Source organism: Streptomyces sp. NPDC087859 (assembly GCF_044742595.1).
GTDB lineage: Bacteria > Actinomycetota > Actinomycetes > Streptomycetales > Streptomycetaceae > Streptomyces > Streptomyces canus_F.
The window spans coordinates 371939-395051 of record NZ_JBIUUU010000008.1 but is presented as its reverse complement, the minus strand read 5'-3'; the positions used below and the strand labels follow the sequence as shown (position 1 = coordinate 395051).

Below are 23113 nucleotides of genomic sequence, written 5' to 3'. Positions count from 1 at the left end.
TCAGGCGGGGTACTCCGCGGTGTCGACGTGTGCTTCCCAGTGCGTGGTCGTGCCGTCGTCGGTGGCCTCCACGACCGCGAGGTGGGTCATGAAGGTGCGCGGTCCTGCGCCGTGCCAGTGCCGTTCGCCCGGCTCGATCCACACGGTGTCGCCCGCCCGGATCGCCTCGATCTCGCCGCCCTCGCGCTGCACCAGCCCCTCGCCCTCCAGGACGTGCAGGACCTGGCCGCGCGGATGACGGTGCCAGGCGGTGTGCGCGCCCGGGGCGAAGTGGACGTTGAACATCCGCAGCCGTGAAGGGGGTTCGGGCGCGGCGATCTCGTCCAGCCACACCGTGCCGGTGAAGTTCTCCGCCGGACCCTGCCATGTGTCGGGACGCTTCCTCGTGATGTGCACGTGCGTGGACTCCTAAGGCCGTGGTGAGAGGAGGGAGAGCAGTCCGCGGACGCCCGCGTCGAAGGCGGCGGGGGAGCCCGAGGCGCGGGCGAGGACATAGCCGCCCTGCACGGTGGCGACGACCGTCGCCGCGATCGCCTCGCCGTCGAGCGAAGCCGCGAACTGCCCCTGCTCCCTGCCCTCCTCGACGATCCCGGCGATCCGTTCACGCAGCCAGTCGAGGGTCTCGTCCACCGGCTCGCGCAGCTCGTCGCTCGCGATGATGTCCGGATCCATCGTCAGCCGCCCGACCGGACACCCGCGCAACACCTCGCGCTCGCGCAGCAGATACGCCTCGATGCGCTCGTGCGGCGTCCCCGGCCCGCCGAGTACTTCCTCGGCGGTAGCACGCAACTCCGCGGCCGTGCGCCGGATCGCGGCCAGCGCGAGGTCGGGCTTGCCCTTGAAGTGGTGGTACATGCTGCCCTGCCCGGCACCCGAACGCTCCAGGATGGCCTTGGGGCTGGTGCCCACGTAACCGCGCTCCCACAGCAGCTCTCGGGTGGACTCGATCAGACGCTCCGGGGTGCTCATACACTGACTGTACATACTAGTAGTTACAGAAGTCGAGCCCTCGCGGAGCAGCCGGAACGGCCCCCCGTACTCCCCGGGAGGTACACGCACTGCCGCTGGCCGTACGACGACCCGCACCCCTGCCCGGAGCCAGTCTCGAGACATCAACCGGACACACCACAAGGGAGATGACCCGAGATGCAGACCCTGGCGCACTGGGACGGCGGGCCCGGCCCGTGGATCCTTCTCTTCCCGCTGATCTGGGCGGCCGTCGTGGTCGGCGCCGTCACCGTCCTGCGCCGCACCGGCCGACGCGGCCGCCGTGGCCCGTGGGGCGCGACGGCCGACACCGGTCCGTCCGGCGACTCGCCCATCGCGGTGCTCGGCCGCCGCTTCGCCTCCGGCGAGATCGACGAGGACGAGTACTGGCGTCGGCTGTCCGTCCTGGACGAGCAGTTCGGCCGCACGGGCAAGGGCGGTGCGGCATGACGACCACGACCGCGGTCCGGTCGGCCGCCCGGGTGGTCGACGCCGTGAAGGTCTACGGCACCGGCGACACCAGCGTGAGGGCCCTGGACGGGGTGAGCGTCGACTTCCCGGTCGGCCGCTTCACCGCGATCATGGGGCCCTCGGGCTCCGGCAAGTCCACCCTGATGCACTGCGCGGCCGGTCTCGACACGCTCACCTCGGGTACCGCCCACATCGGCGACACCGAACTGGGCTCCCTCGACGACCGCCGCCTGACCCTGCTGCGCCGCGACCGTGTGGGCTTCGTGTTCCAGGCGTTCAACCTGGTGCCCACCCTGACCGTCGAGGAGAACATCACGCTCCCCCTCGACCTGGCGGGCGGCAAGGGCGACCGCGAGTGGATCGACGCGCTCGTCGACGTCGTCGGTCTGCGCGACCGCCTCCACCATCGCCCCTCCGAACTCTCCGGCGGCCAGCAGCAACGCGTCGCCGTGGCGCGGGCGTTCGCCGGCCGGCCGGACGTCGTCTTCGCCGACGAACCGACCGGCAACCTGGACTCCCGCTCCGGCGGCGAGGTCCTCGGCCTCCTCGGCCGTGCCGTACGCCAGACGTCCCGCACGGTCGTCATGGTCACGCACGACCCCGTGGCCGCCGCCCACGCCGACGAGGTCGTCTTCCTCGCGGACGGGCGCCTGGTCGACCGTATGACCGCACCGACCGCCGACAAGGTCCTGGACCGCATGAAGGCCTTCGACACCACCTCACCCCTCGGAGGGCCGTCATGAACGCCTCCGTCCGTCTGAGCGTGTCCTCTCTGCGCGCGCACAAGCGCCGCTTCGCGGGAACCTTCCTCGCGGTGTTCCTCGGCGTCGCCTTCCTGGCCGGCACGCTCGTCATGGGCGACACCCTGCGCGCCGGCTTCGACACGATGTTCGGCAGGGCGACCAGCGGCACGGACGCCGTGGTCCGCAGCGCCGACGCCATCACCACACCGGGCGAGAGCGAGGGCGTTCGCCGGCCGGTCGCCACCGACCTGGTGCGGGCCGTCGAGCGCGTTCCCGGCGTGGCGGCCGCCGCCCCCAGCATCCAGGGCGCGGGCCAGCTGGTCGGCGCGAACGGCGACCCCATCGGCGGCCAGGGTCCGCCCACCCTCGCGGGCAACTGGATCGCCGACCCCGAGCTCAACGCCTACCAGCTCGCCGAGGGCCGTGCCCCGGCCACGTCGGGCGAGGTCGTCATCGACCGGGGCACCGCCGAGCGCGGCGACCTGAGGATCGGCGACACGACGACTCTCCGGACGCCGGACCCGCTCGAGGTGACGATCGTGGGCCTGGCGACGTTCGGCGGCGAGGACGGCATGGCCCAGGTGACGTTCACCGGCATGACGCGGGCCGACGCCGAGAAGTACCTCACCGCACGGCCCGGCGAGGCGGCCACCATCCAGGTGCGCGCCGGTCCCGGCGTCAGCCAGCAGGAGCTCGTCGACCGGCTGACTCCCGTACTGCCCGCGGGAGTCGAGGCGATCACCGGCCAGAAGTCGGCCGAGGAGAACACCGAGATGATCTCCAGCCAGTTCCTGACCGTCTTCACCCTCTTCCTCCTCGTCTTCTCCGGCGTCGCCCTGCTGGTGGCGACCTTCTCCATCCACAACACCTTCGCGATCGTCGTCGCCCAACGCACCCGCGAGAACGCCCTGTTGCGCGCCCTGGGCGCCTCCCGCCGCCAGGTCACCGCGTCGACCCTCGTGGAGGCGACCGCGGTCGCGGTGACGGCCTCGCTCGCGGGCCTGGCGGGGGGCATCGGCATCGCCGCGGGTCTCCAGATCCTGTTTCCGGCGATCGGATTCCCCTTCCCCGAGGGCGACTTGGTGGTCAGCGCACTGTCCATGCTGCTGCCGCTCGCGGTCGGCGTCGTGGTCTGCCTCGGCTCCGCGCTCCTGCCCGCCGTACGGGCGGGCCGCACCGCCCCCATGGCGGCACTGCGCGAAACCGCCGTCGACACCTCGGGCGCCTCCCGCGTGCGTGCCGTCACGGGAACGGGCCTCGCCGCCCTCGCCCTCGGCGTGACGATCAGCGGTGTCCTCGTCTCCCCGTCGCTCTGGCTCGCGGGCATCGGTGCCGTCCTGGCCCTGGCCTCGTTCGTGGTCCTCGGCCCGGTCGCCTCCACCACCGCCGTACGCGTCCTCGGCGGCCCCCTCGACCGACTGCGCGGAGTCACCGGGGGCCTCGCCCGCCGCAACGCCCTGCGCAGCCCCAAGCGCACGGCAGCCACCGCCGGCGCCCTGATGATCGGCGTCGCGGTGGTGTCCCTGTTCACCGTGTTCGCCGCGTCCCTGAAGGCGACCATGGACCAGACCGTCTCCCGTTCCTTCGCGGGCGACATCGCGGTGAGTACCCCGGCCTTCGGTGCGGGCGGCAGCGGCCTGAGCCCTCGTCTGGCCGGCGCCGTCGACAAGCTGCCCGAGGTGGACACGGCCGTCGGACTCGGCCGCGGAGTCGCCGAAGTCGACGGCAAGGGCAGGGCGTTGACCGTCACCGACCCCCTGGCGCTGGAGCGCACCTTCGACCTGGGCACGGTCAGGGGTTCCCTGAGCGGTCTCGGCACGGACGGCATCGCCATCACCGAGAGCGAGGCCGACCAGCAGGGACTGAAGACCGGCGACACGACCCGGCTGACGTTCACGGACGGCGAGAAGGAGACCTTCACGGTCCGTGCCGTCTACGGCCGGTCCGAGCTCGCGGGGGAGTACGTCATCACCCGCGCGGCCTGGGAACCGCACCGCACCCAGGACGCCGACACCCTCGTCGCCGTCTCGTTCGAGGACGGCGTGAGCGCGGACACCGGCAAGGCCGCGGTGGAGAAGGTGGCCGAGCGCTACGGCAACCCCGAGGTGCAGACCCGGGACGAGTACGCGCGGTCCTCGGCGGGCGGCATCGACATGATGCTCACCCTGGTCTACGCCCTGCTGGCCCTGGCGGTCCTCATCGCGCTCCTCGGCATCGCCAACACCCTGACCCTGGCGATCCACGAGCGCACCCGGGAACTGGGCCTGCTGCGGGCCGTCGGCCAGACCCGCTCCCAACTGCGGGCCATGGTCCGCTGGGAGTCGGTCCTGGTGGCCGCGTTCGGCACGGTCGGGGGACTGGCACTCGGAGGGTTCCTCGGCTGGGTCCTGGTCAAGGCCTCCGACGGCGCGAGCGACAGCGACTTCGCCTTCGCGGTGCCGCCGCTGAACCTCGCGATCGTGGCCCTGGTGGGCCTGGCGGCGGGCGCCTTGGCGGGCCTGCGCCCGGCCCGTCGCGCGGCACGCCTGGACGTGCTGCGGGCGATCGCCACCGAGTGAGACAGGGGCCGCCGCTACAGGATGTCACCGCCCGATCAGCCGACAACGGCCGACCGGGCGGGAGCATGTTCGGTCCTCAGGGCGTCGACCTCGGCGAACACCCGAGGTGTCTTCTCCGCGAGACGCCGCGGCGGCCGCCCCGTCCCGGCCTTCACGGCGGCGGGAGCGGAGAGCGCGAACCACACGACCTTGCCCGCCTCCCCGTCCGGCCGCACGCCCCAGCTCTCGCTGAAGGCGGCCACCATGGCGAGCCCTCGCCCACGGGTGGCGAGCGTCTCGGCTTCCAGGAGGTCGTCGGGCATGTCCTCCACGACCGGCAGACGCGGGTCGTGGTCGTGCACCGAGACCATGAGCCGGTCGAGGACCAGCTCGATCTCCACGGTGCACATCTTGTCGGGCTGGGCGTGCCGGTGGACGTTGGTCAAGAGCTCCGTCACACCGAGCGCCGCCCGGTCTATGAGGGGGTCGAGATGCCAGTAGCGCAACTGCGCAGAGACGATTCTGCGGACCTGGCCGATCCGCGACGGCAGGGCTTGGAGCTCCACCGTGCAGTGCCTGCTTGGGTGACTGATCACGGCTGCGACTCCCCGACTGAAGAGGTCCGGAAGAACACGGAGTTCGGATCGATCCAGCAAGGCGCCTGGTGAGACGGCTGCCTGCTGCCATGCCCGGCGGGCTGGTTCGCAGCGTTATCGCCGGTAAACCCAGAGTGACGTGAGAACAGCGTGACTCAGGGGGCGGGGTCCCGCAACTCGCGGTGCCTCACCCGTGACGTCCCGCGGCCCTCCGTACGGCCTCGATGAACCGGCGTGCCGCGGGTGGACCCGGCTCGCCCGGCGCTGGATCGTGATCGCCGAGGGTCAGCAGATACCGCTTGCCGTTGAGGTCGGCGAGTGCCCGGTCGTCGGCGGCGAACCAGGGTTTGGACGCCCGTACCGCCTGCACCGGCGCGCTGTCGATCTCGCTGCCGTAGCTGGTGAGCAACTCCAGCCTGCCGTCGCTGATCCGGACCTGTCCGGCCCGGGTGAGCGAACGCAGCCGCTTCCCGATCCGCACGCCCGTGGCCGTGAACTCCGGCTCCGCCATGCTCCCGCCCCCTAGTGCGTTCTCGGTGTGCCGGCCCATGATCCGGCTGGTTGTGTGACCCAGTGTGCGCCCCCGTCCGGGACCGGCGCGTCCCGTTCGGTGCAGTCTGCCCGCACCCGGCGTCGAGCACCAGTGCGCATGCGACCCCTGGTAGGGGAGCCCGGAGCACTCGTCCGAATGCGCCCCCATGGCCTTGCGGAGCCCGGCCCCCAGGGTGGCCTTTGAGGTGCTCAAAGGAGTGTTTATGCAGGTGAGAAGGGTGCGGAAGGTGCTTATGATCGATGCGTCGACAGCGCGACCCGCCGTCGGCGCGAAGCCTAAGGAGCCCCGCCGTGAGCACCCCTCAGCAGATCCGGACCGGCGCCACCCTCGACGTCGACCACAGCGACGCCGCCTACCGTGCCTGGCTGAAAGAGGCCGTCCGCAAGGTCCAGGCCGATGCCAACCGCTCGGCCGACACGCACCTCCTGCGCTTCCCGCTGCCGGAGCAGTGGGGCATCGACCTGTACCTCAAGGACGAGTCGACCCACCCGACCGGCAGCCTCAAGCACCGCCTCGCCCGCTCCCTGTTCCTCTACGGCCTGTGCAATGGCTGGATCCGGCCCGGCCGCCCGGTGATCGAGGCGTCCAGCGGCTCGACGGCCGTCTCCGAGGCGTACTTCGCCGGGCTGATCGGCGTGCCCTTCATCGCCGTCATGCCGCGCACGACCAGCGCCGAGAAGATCCGCCTCATCGAGTTCCACGGCGGCCGGTGCCACTTCGTGGACGACTCGCGCAGGATGTACGAGGAGTCGGCCCGGCTCGCGGTGGACACCGGCGGCCACTACATGGACCAGTTCACCTACGCGGAACGGGCCACGGACTGGCGCGGCAACAACAACATCGCCGAATCCATCTTCCGACAGCTGGAGTTGGAGCGGTTCCCGGAACCCGCGTGGATCGTCGCCACGGCCGGCACCGGCGGCACCTCGGCGACCATCGCCCGCTACGTCCACTACACCCAGCGTGACACGCGCATCTGTGTCGCCGACCCGGAGAACTCCTGTTTCTTCGAGGGCTGGACCACCGGCGATCCGGACGTCACCTGCGACTGCGGCTCCCGCATCGAGGGCATCGGCCGGCCGCGCATGGAGCCGAGCTTCGTGCCCGGCGCCGTCGACCGGATGATGAAGGTCCCCGACGCCGCCAGCGTCGCCGCCGTACGGGCACTGGAACAGGCCATCGGCCGCAAGGCGGGCGGCTCGACCGGAACCGGCCTGTGGAGCGCGCTGAAGATCGTCGCCGAGATGGTGGCAGAGGGGCGCCGGGGCAGCGTGGTGACACTGCTGTGCGACCCGGGGGACCGGTATCTCGACAAGTACTACTCGGACGCGTGGCTGGCCGAACAGGGCCTGGACATCCAGCCGTACGCGGCGGCGATCGAGTCGCTGCTCGAGACGGGCGTCTGGCCCTGCTAGCCGGCGATACGCCGGTCCAGTGCGGCGACCGCGCCCCGGAACGCCCGCCCCAGCCCGGCACGTCCGAGCTTCGCCATGAAGCGGACCGGGGCCGTGCCGTCGAGGGCGAAGGTCCAGCGCACCAGGGTGCCCGTTCCCGAGGGGGTGAGCCGCCACTCCTCGGCGAAGGCGTGGATGCCGGGCGTGTTCGCCACGTCGACGCGGTAGGCGTAGACCTCGGGCTCCTTCGCCGCGATGATCGTCTCCTGGAAGCGTCCGCCGCCCCTGAGCCGGACCTCGCGCGTCGAGCCGTCGCCGGTCGGCCGGGCGAAGGTGACCGCCGAGAACCACTCCGCCCAGCCCGGCACATCGTCGGCGAGAGCCCGGTAGACGGCCTCCGGGCCGGCGGACATCTCCCGGGCGAAGACCAGGCGCACGGGAGCGACCTCGATGAAGTCGAGCCCCACGGCGCGCAGTTGGTGAGCCACGGTCACACCCCCAGGTGACGACAGAGGGGTCACACCCTAACTGACACCCAGTCAGCTGTCTGCGGCCCCACCGGGCTCACCGGCCACCACCAGCCGCCGCAGATGCTCGGCGACCTCCTCGCGCGCCGCCGTCGGCAGCCCCGCGTCCGTCACCAGCGTGTCGACCTGCTCCAGCGCCGCGAACGAACTCAGGCCCACCGTGCCCCACTTGGTGTGGTCGGCGACCACCACGACCCGTCGCGCCGACTGCACCAGGCGCCGGTTGGTCTCCGCCTCGGCGAGGTTCGGCGTGGACAGCCCGGCCTCGACCGATATCCCGTGGACCCCGAGGAACAGCACGTCGAAGTGGAGCGCCGCGATCGCCTGGTCGGCCACCGGGCCCACCAGCGAGTCGGACGGCGTACGCACACCGCCGGTCAGCACGACCGTGGCCGCACCCTGACGGGGGCCCGTGGTGCGCTGCGCCGCGTGGAAGACGTCGGCCACCCGCACCGAGTTGGTGACGACCGTGAGGTCGGGCACGTCCAGCAGATGGTGGGCGAGCGCGTACGTCGTCGTGCCGCCCGAAAGGGCGATCGCGGAGCCCGGGGCGACCAGTTCGGCCGCCGCTCGCGCGATGTCCTCCTTGGCGGTCAGCTCCAGGCCCGACTTGGCCTCGAAGCCCGGCTCGTGCGTGCTCGCCTCGACCACCGGGACCGCGCCGCCGTGCACCTTCTCCAGAACACCCTGCCGGGCGAGCGCGTCGAGATCACGACGCACGGTCATGTCCGACACGCCGAGCTTGCGGGTCAGCTCGTTGACCCGGACGCCGCCGCGGCGCCGGACCTCGTCCAGGATCAGGGCGCGCCGCTGCTCCGCGAGGAGGTTCTGATTCTCGCTCACGTACGCTCCGGTCCTTTCGCCTCAACCCGTCCGACACGCCCCGCACACCCGCTCCGACGAGGACATTCTCGCCGCTCCCGGTGCATGGACGCCCCATCCTCGCACGGCACGGTACCGGTCGCGCCACCGACCGTCACGACGCGCGCATGTCACTTCGGCCTTATCCTCCGCCCCGACCGTCACACAGAACGGGGAGATTCCGTGACGAGAGGTGTACGGCACGGCCCCAGCGGAGATCCTTGAGGCCGCACCGACATATGCGGACGGCGCGTCACGGGGGAAGAGCGAAACAGTGGAACATGCGCAGGAACGTGCCTCGACGGGCGGGCCGGAGGGCTCCGCGCTGGAGCTGCTGGTCCACGGGGTGGGCGGTACGACGCCCGAGAAGATGCTCGACGATCCGCGGACGGTACGGATCACCGGCGACGACACGGCGGCCGTGTTCCGGCGCGCCGAGGACGCCGAGGCCGACACCGGACCCGGCAACCCGCGGCGCGAGCCGGTGCCCGAGGCGTACGTGTGGTGCAACCTCACCTCCGGCAACGCCTCGCGCGCCCTGTGGCTGCTGCTGCTCCCGTTCATGGTGGTCAACCTCGCCCACTGGATGCGCCCCGCCGCCCGCGGCCGCACCCGCACGGTCCGCCTGTACGGGCTGCTGGTGCGGCTGGCGGCACTGTCCCTGACGGTGCTGCTGGTCGCGGCCGTCTGCGAGGTGGCCCTCGACCTCACGGCCTGGCAGTGCGCGGGCACGCGCGCGTGTGCCGACCGGCACTCCTGGCTCGGCTTCCTGTCGCCCACCGTCTCCGACGGCGGCTGGTGGAGCCGCCCCGGCCGCAGGCTCGCCCTCGCCGCCCTGCTCCCCGCCGTGCTCACCTGCCTGCTGTGGTACCTGTCCCACCGCACCTGGAACGCCTACGAGTCGCAGGCGCCGATGTCCCGCCCGGCCGAGCCCGACGAGGACACGGCCCGCACCGCCCTCGGCCGCCCCGGCTTCTGGTACGGACGCCGACTGGTGGCCAGGCTGCGCGCCGCCCACACCGCCGCAGCCCTGCTCACGGTCGCCGCGGCCGTCGGCTCCGCCGCGGCCCGCTTCGACCGCCGTCCCGACGGACCCGCCCTGCTCGACGCGCTGGGCCGGCTCCTGATGGTGTCGCTCGTCGGCGGCGCGGTCATGGTCGTCTGGGTGGTCTGCCGCCGCGGCCGCAGCGAGAACCGCCTCGACCGGGAGCTCGACGAGCACCTCGTACGACGTCTGCCGCTCGCCGCGCTCGGCCTGCTCGCCCTGACCATGCTGTACGCCGGCTGGGAGCGCCCGGGATGGGAGTCGCGGGGGCGGCTGCCGGGCGACGCCACCTTCGGCACCATCGCCCTGGTCCAGGGACTGATCGTGATCGTCATGGCCGTCGTGGCCCACACCCTGCACCGGACCCACCCCGACCGGCGCGCCGCCATGCGCGGCCTGGGCGGGCCCGCCGTCGCGATGCTCGCCTGCGCCCTCGGCGGGGTGATGTCGGGCGGAGTGTCCCAGCGTGTGGCCGACTGGCTGGACGGCACCGGAACCACCATCACCGGGCCACCCGTCCTGCTGACCTGGCAGGCGTCCGTGATCCCGCCGCTCATCGTCGTCCTGCTGGTGCTGTGCGGCTGGCTGGGACGGCGCACCTGGCAGCTGCGCCGCACCGAGCTGGCCGCCGTGGACACCGACTACCCGGACAAGCCCAAGGACCGGGCCCGCACCCGGCGTATCGCCAACGCCCGCGCACTGGCCACACTCACCGACCGGGGCCCGCTGATCGTCGCCGTCACCTCCGCCGCGACCCTGCTCCTGGGCGCCGCCGCACTGGTGGGCGCCCTCGCCACCGGCAAGACACCCGGCGAGGCGGCGGACAGCACCTACGCCGTCGTCCAGGGCGCCGCCGAGACCGCACAGGCCCTCGGCTCCTGGCTGATCGGATTCGGCTTCATACTGTTCGTCACCTGGGGGCGGCGCGCCTACAAGGACGCCTCCGCACGCCGCACCATCGGCATCCTGTGGGACGTCGGCACGTTCTGGCCGCGCGCCGCCCACCCCTTCTCGCCGCCCTGCTACGCCGAGCGCGCGGTGCCCGACCTGACCTGGCGGATAGCCACCTGGACCCGCGCCACCGGCGGCCGTCTGGTGATCTCCGGACACTCCCAGGGCAGCGTCCTCGCCGCCGCCGCGGCCTGGCAGCTGACGCCGGCCGACCGCAGGCGGGTCGCGCTGCTGACGTACGGCTCACCGCTCGAGCGGCTCTACGGCCGCTGGTTCCCGGCCCACTTCGGGCCGGCCGCGCTCAGCGCCCTGCACCACGACGTCGCCTGCTGGCGCAACCTGTACCGGCCCACCGACCCCATCGGCGGCCCGGTCCGGCTGTCCGGCGAATGCGGCCCCGAGGTCGACCACGAACCCCTCGAGGACCCACTGGCCTACGGCCGCACCGAGCAGCACCCGCTGCCCACACCGATCCTGGGCCACTCCGACTACCAGGCCGACCCGGGCTTCGCGCAGGAGCGGACGAAGCTGCTGGCCCGGCTGCGTCCGGACGTACCGGCGCAGCGGTAGCCGCTCAGGTCAGCCGAGCTCCGGCAGATCCTCCGCGTACAGCAGCGTCAGATCGTCCGTGCTGGGCTCCGCGACCTGGGCGACGCGGCTCGCGTGCCGCTCGACCATGGCCTCGAAGGTCTGGCGGGCGGTGCGGCCGTTGCCGAAGGCGGGACCCTTGGGGATCGCCGTGAAGTACTTGAGGAGGGCCTCCGGCGCGCCCGACGCCAGTCGGTACTCGTGCTCGTCGGCCTGCTGCTCCACGATCCGCAGCAGTTCGTCGGGGGTGTAGTCGCCGAAGGTGATGGTCCGTGAGAAGCGGGACGCCACACCGGGGTTGACCGAAAGGAACCGCTCCATCTCGGCCGTGTAGCCCGCGACGATCACCACGACCGCGTCCCGGTGGTCCTCCATGAGCTTCACCAGGGTGTCGATGGCCTCCTTGCCGAAGTCGCGGCCGGAGTCCTCGGGGGAGAGCGCGTACGCCTCGTCGATGAACAGCACACCGCCGCGTGCCTTGTCGAAGGCCTCCTGGGTGCGGATCGCGGTGGAGCCGATGTGCTCGCCGACCAGGTCGACGCGGGACACCTCGACGAGATGTCCCTTCTCCAGGACACCGAGCGAGGCGAGGATCTCGCCGTAGAGGCGGGCGACCGTGGTCTTGCCGGTTCCGGGGGAGCCGGTGAAGACCAGGTGGCGCTTGACCGAGGCCGCCTTGAGGCCGGCCTCCCGGCGGCGCCGGCCGACCTCGATCATGTCGGTGAGGGCCCGCACCTCGCGCTTGACGCTGTCCAGGCCCACCAGGGCGTCGAGTTCACCCATGACGGCCTGGGAGGTGCGTGAGGGCTGCTCCGGCTCGGCGGGGGCGGCAGGCTGCTCCGGCTCGGTGATGCGCTGCCCGGGGATCGCGCCGAGCAGACCGGGGGACTGGCTCGCCGTCTGCACGACGGGCTCCGGGTCGGCCGACGGGCGCCGCCCCGCGCTCTCGTCGCTCGTGCAGTCCTCGACGACCGGGCCGACGCCGGACCCCGTGTCCGGGCCGGCGTCCGCGAACTCGTACCCGCCCCGTGCGCACCGCTCCGTGCGGCACTTCTTGAGCGTCGTACGGGAGCCGTCGATCACATGGAAGCCGTAGCCGCCGCTGCCGGTGACGCGGCAGTTGAGGAAGCTGCCCCGGCCGCCCGCCGACACGTAGAAGCCGGCCTCGGCGGGGGAGTCGACCGTGCACCGCTCGATCGTCGGGTCGGCGCCCTTCGTGACGATCACGCCGGTCTGGGTGCCGTCCACCGTGCAGTTGTTGAGGGTGCCGCCACTGCCGTGGTCCCGGAACCAGGCGCCGGTGGCCGCGTCCCGGATACGGCAGTCGTCGAGCTGCGCGGTGGCTCCGTCGCTCACCGACACGGCCGTGTTGCGCACCTGGGAGAGGTCGCTGTCGACGACGTCCGCGCGGGAGCCGCGGTCCAGGACGAACAGCGCGTCCGGCACGTCGTGCACCCGGCACGAGTCCAGCACCACGGTCGCCCCGTCGCTCACCCACACCGCGGGGTAGTCGCCGGTGCTGTCGAAGATCTCGCACTGGTTGGCGTCCACGCGCGTGCCCGGATCCCACACCGACAGGCCGTTGCGCCCGAACCGGCGCACCGTTGTGCGGGTGAGGGTGAGGACGGAACGCGACCTGAGGTCCACCGCGTTCTCGGGGATGTCGTGGATGCTGCAGTCGGCCAGGGTCAGCACGGCGTCCGTGTCGAGCGTGACGCCGTCCCCGGTGGTGCGGTGCACATCGCAGTCGGTGAGGTGCGCGGTGGCCTTGCCGGTGATCTGCACGCCGCTGCCACGGACCTCGTAGACCTCGCAACCCACTGCTTCCAGCGCGGAGTTCTCACCGGTAACCGACAGGCCCACACCCGACGCGTGATGCACCCGGCAGCGCTCGAGGCGCGGATGGGCGCCGCCGCGGACCGCGACGCCGGCCTGGCCGGCCGCCACGACCTCGCACTCCTCGAACACGCCGCCGCCCTCGTCGAGTACGGCGATGCCGATCCCGGCCGGGTTGTCGACGGTGCAGCGCCGCACGGTCGGCCGGGCGCCGCCGCGCACCTCTATCCCGGCCGCTGACCGGGTGACGATGCGGATGTCCGTCAGCTCCGGGGTGCCCTCCTCGACGAGCAGCGCGGGCGCTGCCGCGTCCTGGCCCTCCACATGCAGGTCCTGGACCACCGCCGAGGCGCGTACGGTCAGCGGCACCCCGTCGAGGGGCGCGATGCGCACCGAGCCGGGGGAGCCCTCGGGCCCGCGCAGGGTCACCGCCCGCTGCACGACGAGGTTCTCCCGATAGGTGCCGGGGGCGACGGTGAGGACGTCGCCGTCGGCCGCGGCCTCCAGGGCGGCGGCGAGCGATGCGTACTCACCCGTGCGGCGCCGCCACCGCGAGGTGCCGGTGTGCGTCACCTGGACCGTGCCCTGTGCCATGGCGTTGCCGTGCCCCCACTGTGCGGTACTCATGGCTCGCGGGCCGTCGGGACACCGGTACGACGTCAACTGCCCGACACCGGCACGTCCCTGCGGCTCGCTCGCTCGCGGGTTCGTGCTGCCGAAGAAGTTCGGCCGGTCCACCGTAGCGTGCGCGCAGGCGGTGGGTTGACCAGAGAGGGAAGGCTGTCAGCTGCCGGTGCCGGTCCTGCCCCAGTCCGGGCCCACCCGCTCCCAGGCCTGGTCCCAACGGGCGTACCGGCGACGGACCATGCGCCAGACGATCAACCGGCGGGCGCTCTCCACGAGTCCGATGCCGAGCAGGGCCGCGCCGAACCCGGCGAGGACGGCATGTGTCGTGGCGGTCGCGGAGTCCAGCGGCCGGGCCACTATCTGGCCCTGGGCGTCCGTCCATATCGTGAAGTGGTCGCCCCGGTGCGGGTCCTTGAGGTTCGCCAGCACCGGGCCGTGCTGTGAAGTGCCGTCCGGCGCGGTCCAGTCGGCGAGGACGCGGGTGCGCATCTCCCGCCCGGTGGAGGTCTCGGGGTCGGCGTCCAGCGGGGACCGGTCCAGCTCGCGGGTCACGGTCGCCGTCACCACATGACGGGTGACGCGCTGGTTGCGCACCGATTCCTGGAGGGAGTCCTGGGCGAGGCCGCCGATGACGACGCCCGCCACCGGCGCGACGACCAGGATGAGCAGCAGGGCCGCGAGGGCGACCCACGCCTCGGCCAGATCGGTCGCACGGCGCAGCGGATTGCGCCGCCAGCGCCAGAGTCCCCTCATCGCTCGCACCGTCCGCACCCCCTTCCCGCTCCGTGATAACCCCTGGCGGAGATGTTCACGCGCAGGCCCGGTCAAAGAGAGAGCGAAATCACCAGCCGGACCTCTCATGCACTTCTCACGATTATCAACGCATGGTCCCCCGCGGTGGGTTCCCGCACATCAGGCGTTGAGCGGGTCTCTACCGATCGAGGATCGTGACGGGGTCGCCGACGCGGATCGTGCCACGGGAGCGGGCCACCAGGTTCTGCCCGAAGACCAGCTTTCCGCTCAGCCGCCGGTGGCGTCCCAGGGTGTGCAGAGGTTCCCTGCCGCGGGCGGCGGTGGACTGGTCGGTGGTGGTCACGACACAGCGCCCACAGGTCTTGGCGACCCGGAAGACGACCTCGCCGATCGCGAGCCGCGACCAGTCGTCCTCGGCCCAGGCGTCGGTGCCCGACACGACCACGTTGGGCCGGAACCGGTCCATGGGCAGCGGGCCCTCGTCGGCATGGTCACCCTGCGCGATCAGGGAGTTCAGGGCGTCGAGCGAGGCCGTCGTGGTGAGCAGCAGGGGAAAGCCGTCGGCGAAGGAGACGGTCTCTCCCTCGAGCGCGTACTCCGGATCGACGGGCCGGCGCGTGGCGGGATCGTCCATGTGCACCAGACGCACGTCCGCGCCGAGATAGTCGCTGCACCAGGCGTGCGCGGCCGCGTCCTCGGCGGGCACCGCCTCCACCTTGTCCTGGAAGATCGCCACCGGCACGGTGCCGACCGGGCGCGGTACGGGGACCTCCAGCGGCTCCATGCCGGGTGCGGACAGCCGGACGCCGCCGCCGGGCAGCAGCTCGGCGGCGGCAAGCGCGACACGCGGCTCCCGGCGTTGCGAGACGACCTTTCCCCCGTCGTCGATCAGCGCCCAGCGCCTGTCTCCGGCCAGCCCCCAGGGCTCCACGTCGGCCTCCCCGGGCGCGAGGCCCCGGAACGCCTTGACCGGGTGGACATGAACCGACTGAAGCCGCGCATTACCCATGAACCCATCGTGCCACCAGGCAGGACAGGTCCAGGGCTCGGCTCAGTAGCCGCGGTACTGCTGGTTGTTGTACGGGTCCTGGTACGGAGCCGGAGCGGGGCGGGGAGCCGCGGGGCGCATCGCCTCGTAGCCCATGCCCTGCGCCGCCGCCGGACGGGGCTGCTGTGTCTGCGGGCCGGGATAGCCGCGCGGGGCACCGGCCTGCTGCGGGATGTACGCGGCGGGCGCCTGTTGCAGCGGAGCCGGCTGTTGCGCCTGCGGGTAGCCGTAGGAGGGCTGGGAGGGACCCGCCGGGAGGGCGGGCAGGGCCGACGGCAGCGCGGGCAGGTTGCTGCTGCTCGGCATGGCGTACTCGGCCGGGACCCGGATCGGGGCGATCTGCGGGGTACCCCGCTCGGCCACGAGCGAGTCGTAGATCGGAGTGTCCGGGAAGGAGGCGGAGTAGTAGCCGCCGCCATAAGTGGAGCGGGGGGAGGTCATGGCACATAAGTTAAGCCCACGATGTGCTGGTTGGGGAGACCGATAAGAGGGTTGTTTTCCGTGTCCGCAGTGACGTCGGACCCCCAATGCGAGCGAAGGTGGGGAAAAGGGGCAGCGGCAGGGGGCCGGATCCTGTAAAGGCCGAGTTCCGAGCGGGTTACCGAGGGTTGGCGGGCGGTCTCCCTGTGCACCGGATGGGAGTTCGCTGTCGCGGGGAATAGGTTGGCCCTGTAGAGAACAATGGGCTGCCGGGACATGCCTGGCGCGGTGACACGTGATGGGGGCGGACATGTCCATGCCGAAAGGGTCCAATGCTCCGGTGCCGACGACGGCGCTGCGGGTCGAACTGGGCTGGAGTTCCGGACCGGGCGTACCCGACGCGGATGCGTCGGCGCTGCTCCTCGTGGGCGGAAAGGTCCGTTCCGACGGCGACTTCGTCTTCTACAACCAGCCGGCGCACACCTCCGGCGCGGTCCGTCACGAGGGCAAGCAGAACGCCGGTGGCCGGGTGGTCGACTCACTTCTCGTCGACCTCGCGCGCGTGGAGCCCGCCGTCGAGACGGTGGTCCTGGCCGCCTCCAGCGACGGCGGGTCGTTCGGACAGGTGCCGGGCCTCTACATCGAGGTCAAGGACGCCGCCCAGGGCACGGTGATCGCCCGCTTCGACAGCACCGGCGCCAGCGTCGAAACCGCTTTCGTCCTCGGCGAGTTCTACCGCCGCCAGGGCAACTGGAAGTTCCGTGCCGTCGGCCAGGGCTACAGCAGCGGGCTGGAAGGGCTGGCCACGGATTTCGGGATCACCGTGGACGAACCGCAGCAGGCCGCCCCGCCCGTACCGGCGGCCCCGCCTGTCACCGCCCCGCCTGTCACCGCCCCGCCGGTGACCGTGCCGCCCGCGCCGGCCGCCCCTCCGGCACCTCCGGCGCAACCGGTCCGCCTCACCAAGGTCACGCTCACCAAGGCGTCCCCGTCGGTCTCGCTGACCAAGCAGGGCGGCACCTCGGGCGCGATGCGCGTGAACCTCAACTGGGAGGTCCGCAAGCAGTTCTCGGGCTGGGCGAGCAAACTGGGCCGCCCGGTCGCCACGCACAACGACCTCGACCTGGACCTGTGCGCCCTCTACGAGCTCACCGACGGCAGCAAGGGCGTCGTCCAGGCCCTCGGCAACGCCTTCGGCGCGCTGCACCAGCCGCCGTTCATCCACCTCGACGGCGACGACCGCACCGGCGCCGTCGCGAGCGGCGAGAACCTCACCGTCAACCTCGACCACAAGCAGGCCTTCCGGCGCATCCTCGTCTTCGTCACGATCTACGAGGGCGCGCGTTCCTTCGCCGACCTGCACGCCACCGTGACCCTGCAGCCGCAGTTCGGCGCCGCGATCGACTTCTCCCTCGACGAGTGCACCGTCCCCTCGACGGTCTGCGCGCTCGCCCTGATCACCAACACCGGCTCCGACCTCGTCGTCCAGCGCGAAGCCCGCTACCTGGTGCCCGAGCGCGGAGTGAGCCCGCAGCGGACCGTCGACTACGCCTACGGCTGGGGCATGAACTGGACCCCCGGCCGCAAGTAGCGGGTCAGCCCTTGTCGGGCACCGCGTCCGGACGTGCGTAGGTGCGGCCCTTCCAGGCCGCACCGCGCCCCCGGTAGTGCTGGACGGCCGAGTCGACCGTCATCAGGAGGTAGAGGAACGCCGTGAACGGCAGCAGGGGAGCGAGCCACAGAGGCTGCCGGTAGTAGCGGAGCATCGGGACGTACGTGCCCGTCATCACCAGCCACGCGAGCCCTCCGAGGACCGCGGCCGCCGTACTCCCCGCGACGAGCCCCACCACCAGGGCCACGGGCGGCACCAGGTAGATCAGCGCGAGTCCGGCCACCGTTCCGGCCAGCAGTGGAAGGCTGTGCCGCAACTGCGCGTACGCGCTGCGCGAGACCATGCGCCACAGGTCGTGCAGCCGCGGATACGGCCGGACGCTGTCCACCCGCTCGGCCAGCCCCAGCCAGATGTGACCGCCCCCGCCCTTGACCGCGCGCGCGAGCGCCACGTCGTCGATGACGGCGTGCCGGATCGCGTCCGGGATCCGCGCCCGCTCGGCGGTCTCCGTGCGCAGCAGTACGCAGCCGCCCGCGGCGGCCGCCGTCCGGGACCCCCTCTTCCCGATACGGCGGAAGGGGTACAGCTGGGCGAAGAAGTAGACGAAGGCCGGCACGACCAGCCGCTCCCACAGGCTCTCCACCCGCAGCCGGGCCATTTGCGACACGACGTCGAAGCCGCCGGTGCGCGCCGCCGCGACCAAGGCGCGCAGGCTCTCCGGCTCGTGCGCGATGTCCGCGTCCGTGAGCAGCAGGTACTCGGGGTCACGCGCACGTGCCAGGCCGATGCCGTGGCGCACCGCCCACAGCTTGCCGGTCCACCCGGCGGGCGGCTCACCGGGCGAGCCCACGGTGAGCGGCAGTCCGCCGTACCGCTGGGACAGCTCGCGGGCCAGCTCCGCGGTGCCGTCCGTGCTGCCGTCGTCGACGAGGAAGACCTCGGCCGTCCCGGGGTAGTCCTGGGCCAGCAGCGACGGGAGACTGGCGGGCAGGACGGCGGCCTCGTCGCGCGCGGGGACGACGACGCAGACGGACGGCCACTCGTCGGGTTCTCGCCGCTCGGGCAGTCTGACGTCCGTACGCCAGAAGAAGCCCTGGCAGAGCAACAGCCACAGCCAGGCGGCGAGGGAAGCGGCGGCGGTCCACGTCATGGCGCTCACAGGCGCAGTGTCCCCCACCGGACCGGCCCGCAAGTGCTCATCGTCTATCGTGGCCGGGTGAAGATCGCGCTCATGGACTCCGGAATCGGTCTGCTTCCAGCCGCTGCCGCGGCACACCGGCTCAGGCCCGACGCGGATCTCGTCCTGTCCTGGGACCCCGACGGGATGCCCTGGGGGCCGCGCACACCCGAGGACATCACGGAACGGGCGCTGGCCGTCGCCGAGGCCGCCGCGGCGCACCGCCCCGATGTGCTGATCGTCGCCTGCAACACCGCGTCGGTGCACTCGCTGCCCGCGTTGCGGGCCCGTTTCGAGCCGGACCTGCCGATCATCGGGACCGTTCCGGCGATCAAGCCGGCCGCCGCGGGCGGTGGCCCCCTCGCCATCTGGGCGACCCCCGCCACCACCGGCAGTCCCTACCAGCGCGATCTCATCGAGCGGTTCGCCATGGGTGTGGACGTCGCCGAGGTGCCGTGCCCGGGGCTCGCGGACGCCGTGCACCACGCCGACGAGCCGGCCATCGAGGCCGCGATCGCCGCCGCCGCGGCACGCACTCCCGCCGACATCACGACCCTCGTCCTCGGCTGCACCAACTACGAACTGGTCGCCGAGCGCATCCGCGCGGCAGTGCAGCAGCCCGGCCGGGCGCCGCTCATCCTGCACGGCACCGCCGGCGCCGTGGTCGCCCAGGCACTGCGCAGGATAGGCGAGCTGCCCGCTCCCGAGGCAGCCGCCGACGGCAGTCTCACCGTGCTGCTCAGCGGCCGTGAGGCCGAGCTGCCCGGGACCGCGCTCACGTACGCGGAAGGCCGCTTCCTCTCGGCGGTCAGCCCCGCCCGCTGACCGAGCGTGGGGAACAAGCCCCGCTCGCTCCACCGGCCCACTCACCCTCCGCTACGCGGTACCCGCGCAGCGAAACCTGAGTAACCTCATAAGCATGAGGGACCACCCCCACGGCGTGAACGCGCCGCATCCCGACGTCTGGACCGGACGCGCCACCAACCGGGTCCAGTGGCTGCTGGCGCTCGTCGGCGCCGCGTGCATGGCGCTCGGCATCGAGCTGGCCGTCGACTCGGCGTGGACCTCGGGCATCGCCCCGCTCGCCATGGCGGTCGTCGGGTGCATCGCGGCGGGCCTGCTCGTCCTCTTCGGCACCCTGGCGTTCGTGCATGTCGCGCTCAAGGTCGACGAGGAGTCCCTCGAGGTGCGCTGCGGCCACATGGGCCTGCCGCGCCGCCGCATCCTGCTGTCGAACGTGGCGGGTGCCGAGGTCGACCATGACGTCACCCCGCGCCACTGGGGAGGCTGGGGCTACCGCTGGCGGCCCGAGAAGGGCACCGCCGTCGTCGTACGCCGTGGCGAGGGCATCGTGCTGAGCCTGTGGGACGGGCACACCTTCACGATCACCGTGGACGACGCCGAGGCCGCCGTGCAGATCATCAGGGACCGGCTGCGCTCGCGCACGCACGGCGGGGCGCACTAGGTCACGGAGCCAGTCGGTCGTCCCAGGGGCGGGTCTCGTCCGAATCGCGCCGTGCCGACTCGTCGACCAGCGGGCGGGCCGTGGCCAGCCCCGCCAGGAGGCCGGCGCCCACCGACACCGTCGTGAAGCTGAGCGCGTTGCCGACCGCGGCGATGGCCGCGAGCGCGGTGAGCGCCGCACCCGCGGTGAGCACGACCGGCGTGGGGCGCGGTGAGCGCCAGAGGGTGTAGAGAAGCCAGCAGAAGGCCGCGGCGAGCAGGACCACGCCGACCACTCCCTGTTCGGCGGCCTGCTGGAGCGGCGCCGAGTGCGGTTTGCCGTCCGGCAGCAGCGTCTGGGCCGCCGTCGTGCTGAGTTCGCCGAAGCGTCCGGGGCCGACGCCCAGGGCGGGGTCCCGGTGCGCCATGTGCAGCGCGTCCTGCCACAGCCCGATGCGATGCCGGGTCAGCTGGCCCTCCAGCGACACGGCGAGTCCCTCCGGTACCGCCCGGCCGGCGACCGCCCAGGCCAGCCCGGTCACCAGGGCCGCCGTCAGGACGAGCCCGGCGAAACCCGCGCCGCGGTGGTCCCCCATACGGCTCGCGGCGAGCGAGCACAGCAGCACCGCGGCACAGGCGACGCATCCGCTCGCCGAACCCAGCACGGCGGCGGTCACCACGATCCCGACGGCCGACGCCCGCAGCACGAGCCGCCAGACCGGTGCCCGCACGGCCCACGCGGCACAGCACACGGCACCCGTGGACAGGGTCAGCACGGCGGCGGTGGAGCCGGCGTGGCCCAGCGGTGCGGCGATCTCGGGCCCGGCGGAGAGATGAGGGGCTGCGGCGGTGAGGCCCACCCCGGCGGCCGCCGCCGCACAGAGCGCCGCGACCTGCAGAATCGCTCCGCAGATCCGTCCCGCCGCATAGCCGGCGGCCACGGCGAGGACGGCGAGCAGCACGCCCTCGGGACGGCCGTCGTGCACGGCCGCCGTGATCAGGGACCAAGTGGCGCAGGCCCCGAGCACCACCACGCCCGTCGCGTCCGAAACGTTTCGTCTGTCGCCGTCCGCCGCCGGACCGGCCGCAGACGTCATCCCCGTCGACCCCACCCGATCCCCCGAACCGGCCGCCCCCGCGACCTGTGCCGGGCCCCGGTCGTACGGCCGCCTGACCGGCGGTACGACAAAGGCTCCGGCACACGGTAACGGCTGATGGACGGTTTGTGGACGAGTTGCGCAGGAAGGATGCGTCAGGAGTGGTCGCCGGAGCCCCGTACTGCCGTACGGACCGCGCTGTCGGTGCCAAGGTCAACCGCCGTACACTCCCGGAGTGACCGTCACCGCAACATCCGTGGACGAGTCGGACCAGAAGCAGCCGACCGCGCCCGCCTCGCGCACGGCCCGCCTCGCGCGCTTCGTCCCGGCTCTCGCCGCCGCACTCTCCGGAGTGCTGCTCTACGTCAGCTTCCCGCCGCGCACGCTGTGGTGGCTCGCCCTCCCGGCATTCGCCGTCTTCGGCTGGGTACTGCGTGGCCGCAGCTGGAAGGCGGGTCTGGGCCTCGGCTACCTCTTCGGCCTGGGCTTCCTGCTGCCGCTGCTGGTGTGGACCGGCGTGGAGGTCGGGCCCGGCCCGTGGCTGGCGCTCGTGGTGATCGAGGCGGTCTTCGTCGCGCTGGTCGGCGCGGGTATCGCCACGGTGTCGAAGCTGCCCGGCTTTCCGCTGTGGGCGGCCGCCCTGTGGATCGCCGGAGAGGCGGCACGCGCGCGTGTGCCGTTCAGCGGCTTCCCGTGGGGCAAGATCGCGTTCGGCCAGGCCGACGGAGTCTTCCTTTCGCTCGCCGCGGCGGGCGGGACCCCGGTGCTCGGCTTCGCGGTCGTCCTGTGCGGCTTCGGGCTGTACGAGGCCGTCCGGCTGGCGGTGGAGAAGCGCCGCTCCCGAGAGGTACGCCGGTCGGCCGCCGTGGTCGCCCTGCTGAGCGTGGCCGTTCCCGTGGTGGGGGCCCTCGCCGCCCGCCCGCTGGTCAGCGACAAGGCCGAGAACGGCACCGTCACCGTCGCGGCCATCCAGGGCAACGTGCCCCGCGCGGGCCTCGACTTCAACGCCCAGCGACGGGCCGTGCTCGACTACCACGCACGCGAGACCGAGCGGCTGGCCGCCCAGGTCAAGGCCGGCAAGATGCCCAGGCCCGACATCGTGCTGTGGCCCGAGAACTCCTCCGACATCGACCCGTTCGCCAACGAGGACGCCCGCGCCGTCATCGACGCCGCCGCCAAGGCCATCGACGCGCCGATCTCGGTCGGCGGAGTCGTCGAGCGGGACGGCAAGCTCTACAACGAGCAGATCCTGTGGGATCCGGTCAAGGGACCGACCGACACCTACGACAAGCGCCAGATCCAGCCGTTCGGCGAGTACCTCCCGCTGCGCTCGCTCATCGGGGCGATCAACAGCAACTGGACGTCCATGGTCGGCCAGGACTTCAGCCGCGGCACCGAACCCGGCGTGTTCACCATGGCCGGCGCCAAGGTCGGACTCGTCACCTGCTACGAAGCGGCCTTCGACTGGGCCGTGCGCTCCGAGGTCACCGACGGCGCCCAGCTGATCTCCGTGCCGAGCAACAACGCGACCTTCGACCGCAGCGAGATGACCTACCAGCAGCTGGCCATGTCCCGGGTCCGCGCCGTGGAGCACAGCCGGACCGTCACGGTGCCGGTGACCAGCGGCGTCAGCGCGATCATCATGCCGGACGGGAGGATCACCCAGAAGACCGGCATGTTCGTCGCCGACTCCCTCGTCCAGAAGGTGCCGCTGCGCTCCTCCGAGACTCCGGCCACGAAGCTCGGCATCCTGCCGGAGATGCTGCTGGTGCTGGTCGCGGCGGGTGGACTGGGCTGGGCGATCGGTTCGGGTGTGCGCAACAGGCGGGCGGGAGCCGCCGGTTAAG

At 72.3% G+C, this 23113-nt stretch carries 21 protein-coding genes; 9 read left to right on the top strand and 12 right to left on the bottom strand.

The window, feature by feature from the left end:
- Positions 1–396 carry a cupin domain-containing protein gene (locus ACIOHP_RS21940; RefSeq protein ID WP_401889836.1) on the bottom strand — a complete coding sequence of 132 codons (396 nt, stop codon included), beginning with the start codon at positions 394–396 and terminating at the stop codon, positions 1–3.
- Between the two features lie 12 nt (positions 397–408).
- The gene (locus ACIOHP_RS21935) at positions 409–969 is read right to left on the bottom strand and encodes a TetR/AcrR family transcriptional regulator (protein WP_401889833.1); all 561 of its coding nucleotides are present in this window, start codon (positions 967–969) and stop codon (positions 409–411) included.
- Between the two features lie 177 nt (positions 970–1146).
- On the opposite strand from ACIOHP_RS21935, the gene ACIOHP_RS21930 reads away from it, so the two are divergent.
- From ACIOHP_RS21930 to ACIOHP_RS21920, 3 genes are read left to right on the top strand one after another with little or no spacing between them, the layout of a single operon-like run.
- A complete protein-coding gene (locus ACIOHP_RS21930; RefSeq protein ID WP_401889831.1) occupies positions 1147–1437 on the top strand; it encodes an SHOCT domain-containing protein in 291 nt (96 codons plus the stop codon).
- Entirely contained in the window at positions 1434–2201 is a 768-nt protein-coding gene (locus ACIOHP_RS21925) for an ABC transporter ATP-binding protein (protein WP_267017672.1), read from the top strand. Before ACIOHP_RS21930 ends, ACIOHP_RS21925 begins: the two co-directional genes overlap by 4 nt.
- Positions 2198–4759 (top strand): ABC transporter permease, encoded by a 2562-nt coding sequence (locus ACIOHP_RS21920; RefSeq protein ID WP_401889829.1) that lies wholly within the window; start codon positions 2198–2200, stop codon positions 4757–4759. Before ACIOHP_RS21925 ends, ACIOHP_RS21920 begins: the two co-directional genes overlap by 4 nt.
- Positions 4760–4794: 35 nt before the next feature.
- Here the strand turns inward: ACIOHP_RS21920 and ACIOHP_RS21915 are convergent, their stop codons facing one another.
- Positions 4795–5334: an ATP-binding protein gene (locus tag ACIOHP_RS21915; protein WP_401889826.1), complete on the bottom strand. Its 540-nt coding sequence runs from the start codon at positions 5332–5334 to the stop codon at positions 4795–4797.
- 187 nt (positions 5335–5521) lie between these two features.
- Complete coding sequence (locus ACIOHP_RS21910; RefSeq protein ID WP_307034315.1) at positions 5522–5845, bottom strand: hypothetical protein; 324 nt, start codon at positions 5843–5845, stop codon at positions 5522–5524.
- Positions 5846–6177: 332 nt separating this feature from the next.
- Here ACIOHP_RS21910 and ACIOHP_RS21905 point away from each other — a divergent pair, with 332 nt between their 5' ends.
- Positions 6178–7302, top strand: a complete 1125-nt coding sequence (locus ACIOHP_RS21905) for a PLP-dependent cysteine synthase family protein (protein ID WP_307034317.1) — start codon at positions 6178–6180, stop codon at positions 7300–7302.
- Here ACIOHP_RS21905 and ACIOHP_RS21900 read toward each other — a convergent pair.
- On the bottom strand, positions 7299–7769 hold the full coding sequence (locus ACIOHP_RS21900; RefSeq protein WP_401890069.1) for an SRPBCC family protein: 471 nt from the start codon (positions 7767–7769) through the stop codon (positions 7299–7301). The two genes, ACIOHP_RS21905 and ACIOHP_RS21900, sit on opposite strands and share 4 nt — an antisense overlap.
- A 51-nt stretch (positions 7770–7820) precedes the next feature.
- Positions 7821–8651, bottom strand: coding sequence for a DeoR/GlpR family DNA-binding transcription regulator (locus tag ACIOHP_RS21895; RefSeq protein WP_327715361.1), 831 nt, complete (start codon positions 8649–8651; stop codon positions 7821–7823).
- 292 nt (positions 8652–8943) lie between these two features.
- Here ACIOHP_RS21895 and ACIOHP_RS21890 point away from each other — a divergent pair, with 292 nt between their 5' ends.
- Entirely contained in the window at positions 8944–11235 is a 2292-nt protein-coding gene (locus tag ACIOHP_RS21890; protein ID WP_401889823.1) for a hypothetical protein, read from the top strand.
- 9 nt (positions 11236–11244) lie between these two features.
- Here ACIOHP_RS21890 and ACIOHP_RS21885 read toward each other — a convergent pair whose 3' ends face one another.
- The 4 genes from ACIOHP_RS21885 to ACIOHP_RS21870 all read right to left on the bottom strand — a co-directional run bounded on the left by ACIOHP_RS21885 (position 11245) and on the right by ACIOHP_RS21870 (position 15958).
- Entirely contained in the window at positions 11245–13683 is a 2439-nt protein-coding gene (locus ACIOHP_RS21885; RefSeq protein WP_361544647.1) for a right-handed parallel beta-helix repeat-containing protein, read from the bottom strand.
- A 189-nt stretch (positions 13684–13872) separates the two neighbouring features.
- Positions 13873–14478: a hypothetical protein gene (locus ACIOHP_RS21880; RefSeq protein ID WP_361543900.1), complete on the bottom strand. Its 606-nt coding sequence runs from the start codon at positions 14476–14478 to the stop codon at positions 13873–13875.
- A 169-nt stretch (positions 14479–14647) separates the two neighbouring features.
- A complete protein-coding gene (locus tag ACIOHP_RS21875; protein ID WP_401889820.1) occupies positions 14648–15478 on the bottom strand; it encodes an MOSC domain-containing protein in 831 nt (276 codons plus the stop codon).
- Between the two features lie 42 nt (positions 15479–15520).
- On the bottom strand, positions 15521–15958 hold the full coding sequence (locus ACIOHP_RS21870; RefSeq protein ID WP_046258145.1) for a DUF6643 family protein: 438 nt from the start codon (positions 15956–15958) through the stop codon (positions 15521–15523).
- A gap of 295 nt (positions 15959–16253) precedes the next feature.
- Between ACIOHP_RS21870 and ACIOHP_RS21865 the strand changes: the two genes are divergently transcribed.
- Positions 16254–17528 carry a TerD family protein gene (locus ACIOHP_RS21865; RefSeq protein ID WP_361544650.1) on the top strand — a complete coding sequence of 425 codons (1275 nt, stop codon included), beginning with the start codon at positions 16254–16256 and terminating at the stop codon, positions 17526–17528.
- 4 nt (positions 17529–17532) lie between these two features.
- On the opposite strand, the gene ACIOHP_RS21860 is transcribed toward ACIOHP_RS21865, so the two are convergent.
- On the bottom strand, positions 17533–18699 hold the full coding sequence (locus ACIOHP_RS21860; RefSeq protein ID WP_401890065.1) for a glycosyltransferase: 1167 nt from the start codon (positions 18697–18699) through the stop codon (positions 17533–17535).
- Positions 18700–18765: 66 nt separating this feature from the next.
- Between ACIOHP_RS21860 and ACIOHP_RS21855 the strand changes: the two genes are divergently transcribed.
- Both ACIOHP_RS21855 and ACIOHP_RS21850 read left to right on the top strand, forming a co-directional pair.
- Positions 18766–19551, top strand: coding sequence for an aspartate/glutamate racemase family protein (locus ACIOHP_RS21855; RefSeq protein ID WP_361543907.1), 786 nt, complete (start codon positions 18766–18768; stop codon positions 19549–19551).
- Positions 19552–19645: 94 nt separating this feature from the next.
- Positions 19646–20191: a hypothetical protein gene (locus ACIOHP_RS21850; protein WP_361543910.1), complete on the top strand. Its 546-nt coding sequence runs from the start codon at positions 19646–19648 to the stop codon at positions 20189–20191.
- A gap of 1 nt (position 20192) precedes the next feature.
- Here the strand turns inward: ACIOHP_RS21850 and ACIOHP_RS21845 are convergent, their stop codons facing one another.
- Positions 20193–21266 carry an O-antigen ligase family protein gene (locus tag ACIOHP_RS21845; RefSeq protein WP_401889815.1) on the bottom strand — a complete coding sequence of 358 codons (1074 nt, stop codon included), beginning with the start codon at positions 21264–21266 and terminating at the stop codon, positions 20193–20195.
- A 235-nt stretch (positions 21267–21501) separates the two neighbouring features.
- On the opposite strand from ACIOHP_RS21845, the gene lnt reads away from it, so the two are divergent.
- Positions 21502–23112: an apolipoprotein N-acyltransferase gene (gene lnt / locus ACIOHP_RS21840; RefSeq protein ID WP_401889813.1), complete on the top strand. Its 1611-nt coding sequence runs from the start codon at positions 21502–21504 to the stop codon at positions 23110–23112.
- Position 23113: the final 1 nt, after the last annotated feature.

Excerpts from the sequence above, each read along its gene's own strand:
- ACIOHP_RS21860 (WP_401890065.1), bottom strand. The coding sequence starts at position 18,699 with ATGACGTGGACCGCCGCCGCTTCCCTCGCCGCCTGGCTGTGGCTGTTG.
- ACIOHP_RS21925 (WP_267017672.1), top strand. The coding sequence starts at position 1,434 with ATGACGACCACGACCGCGGTCCGGTCGGCCGCCCGGGTGGTCGACGCC.
- ACIOHP_RS21920 (WP_401889829.1), top strand. The coding sequence starts at position 2,198 with ATGAACGCCTCCGTCCGTCTGAGCGTGTCCTCTCTGCGCGCGCACAAG.
- ACIOHP_RS21850 (WP_361543910.1), top strand. The coding sequence starts at position 19,646 with ATGAGGGACCACCCCCACGGCGTGAACGCGCCGCATCCCGACGTCTGG.
- ACIOHP_RS21845 (WP_401889815.1), bottom strand. The coding sequence starts at position 21,266 with ATGACGTCTGCGGCCGGTCCGGCGGCGGACGGCGACAGACGAAACGTT.
- ACIOHP_RS21910 (WP_307034315.1), bottom strand. The coding sequence starts at position 5,845 with ATGGCGGAGCCGGAGTTCACGGCCACGGGCGTGCGGATCGGGAAGCGG.
- ACIOHP_RS21930 (WP_401889831.1), top strand. The coding sequence starts at position 1,147 with ATGCAGACCCTGGCGCACTGGGACGGCGGGCCCGGCCCGTGGATCCTT.
- ACIOHP_RS21885 (WP_361544647.1), bottom strand. The coding sequence starts at position 13,683 with ATGGCACAGGGCACGGTCCAGGTGACGCACACCGGCACCTCGCGGTGG.
- ACIOHP_RS21870 (WP_046258145.1), bottom strand. The coding sequence starts at position 15,958 with ATGACCTCCCCCCGCTCCACTTATGGCGGCGGCTACTACTCCGCCTCC.
- ACIOHP_RS21875 (WP_401889820.1), bottom strand. The coding sequence starts at position 15,478 with ATGGGTAATGCGCGGCTTCAGTCGGTTCATGTCCACCCGGTCAAGGCG.
- ACIOHP_RS21935 (WP_401889833.1), bottom strand. The coding sequence starts at position 969 with ATGAGCACCCCGGAGCGTCTGATCGAGTCCACCCGAGAGCTGCTGTGG.
- ACIOHP_RS21865 (WP_361544650.1), top strand. The coding sequence starts at position 16,254 with ATGCCGAAAGGGTCCAATGCTCCGGTGCCGACGACGGCGCTGCGGGTC.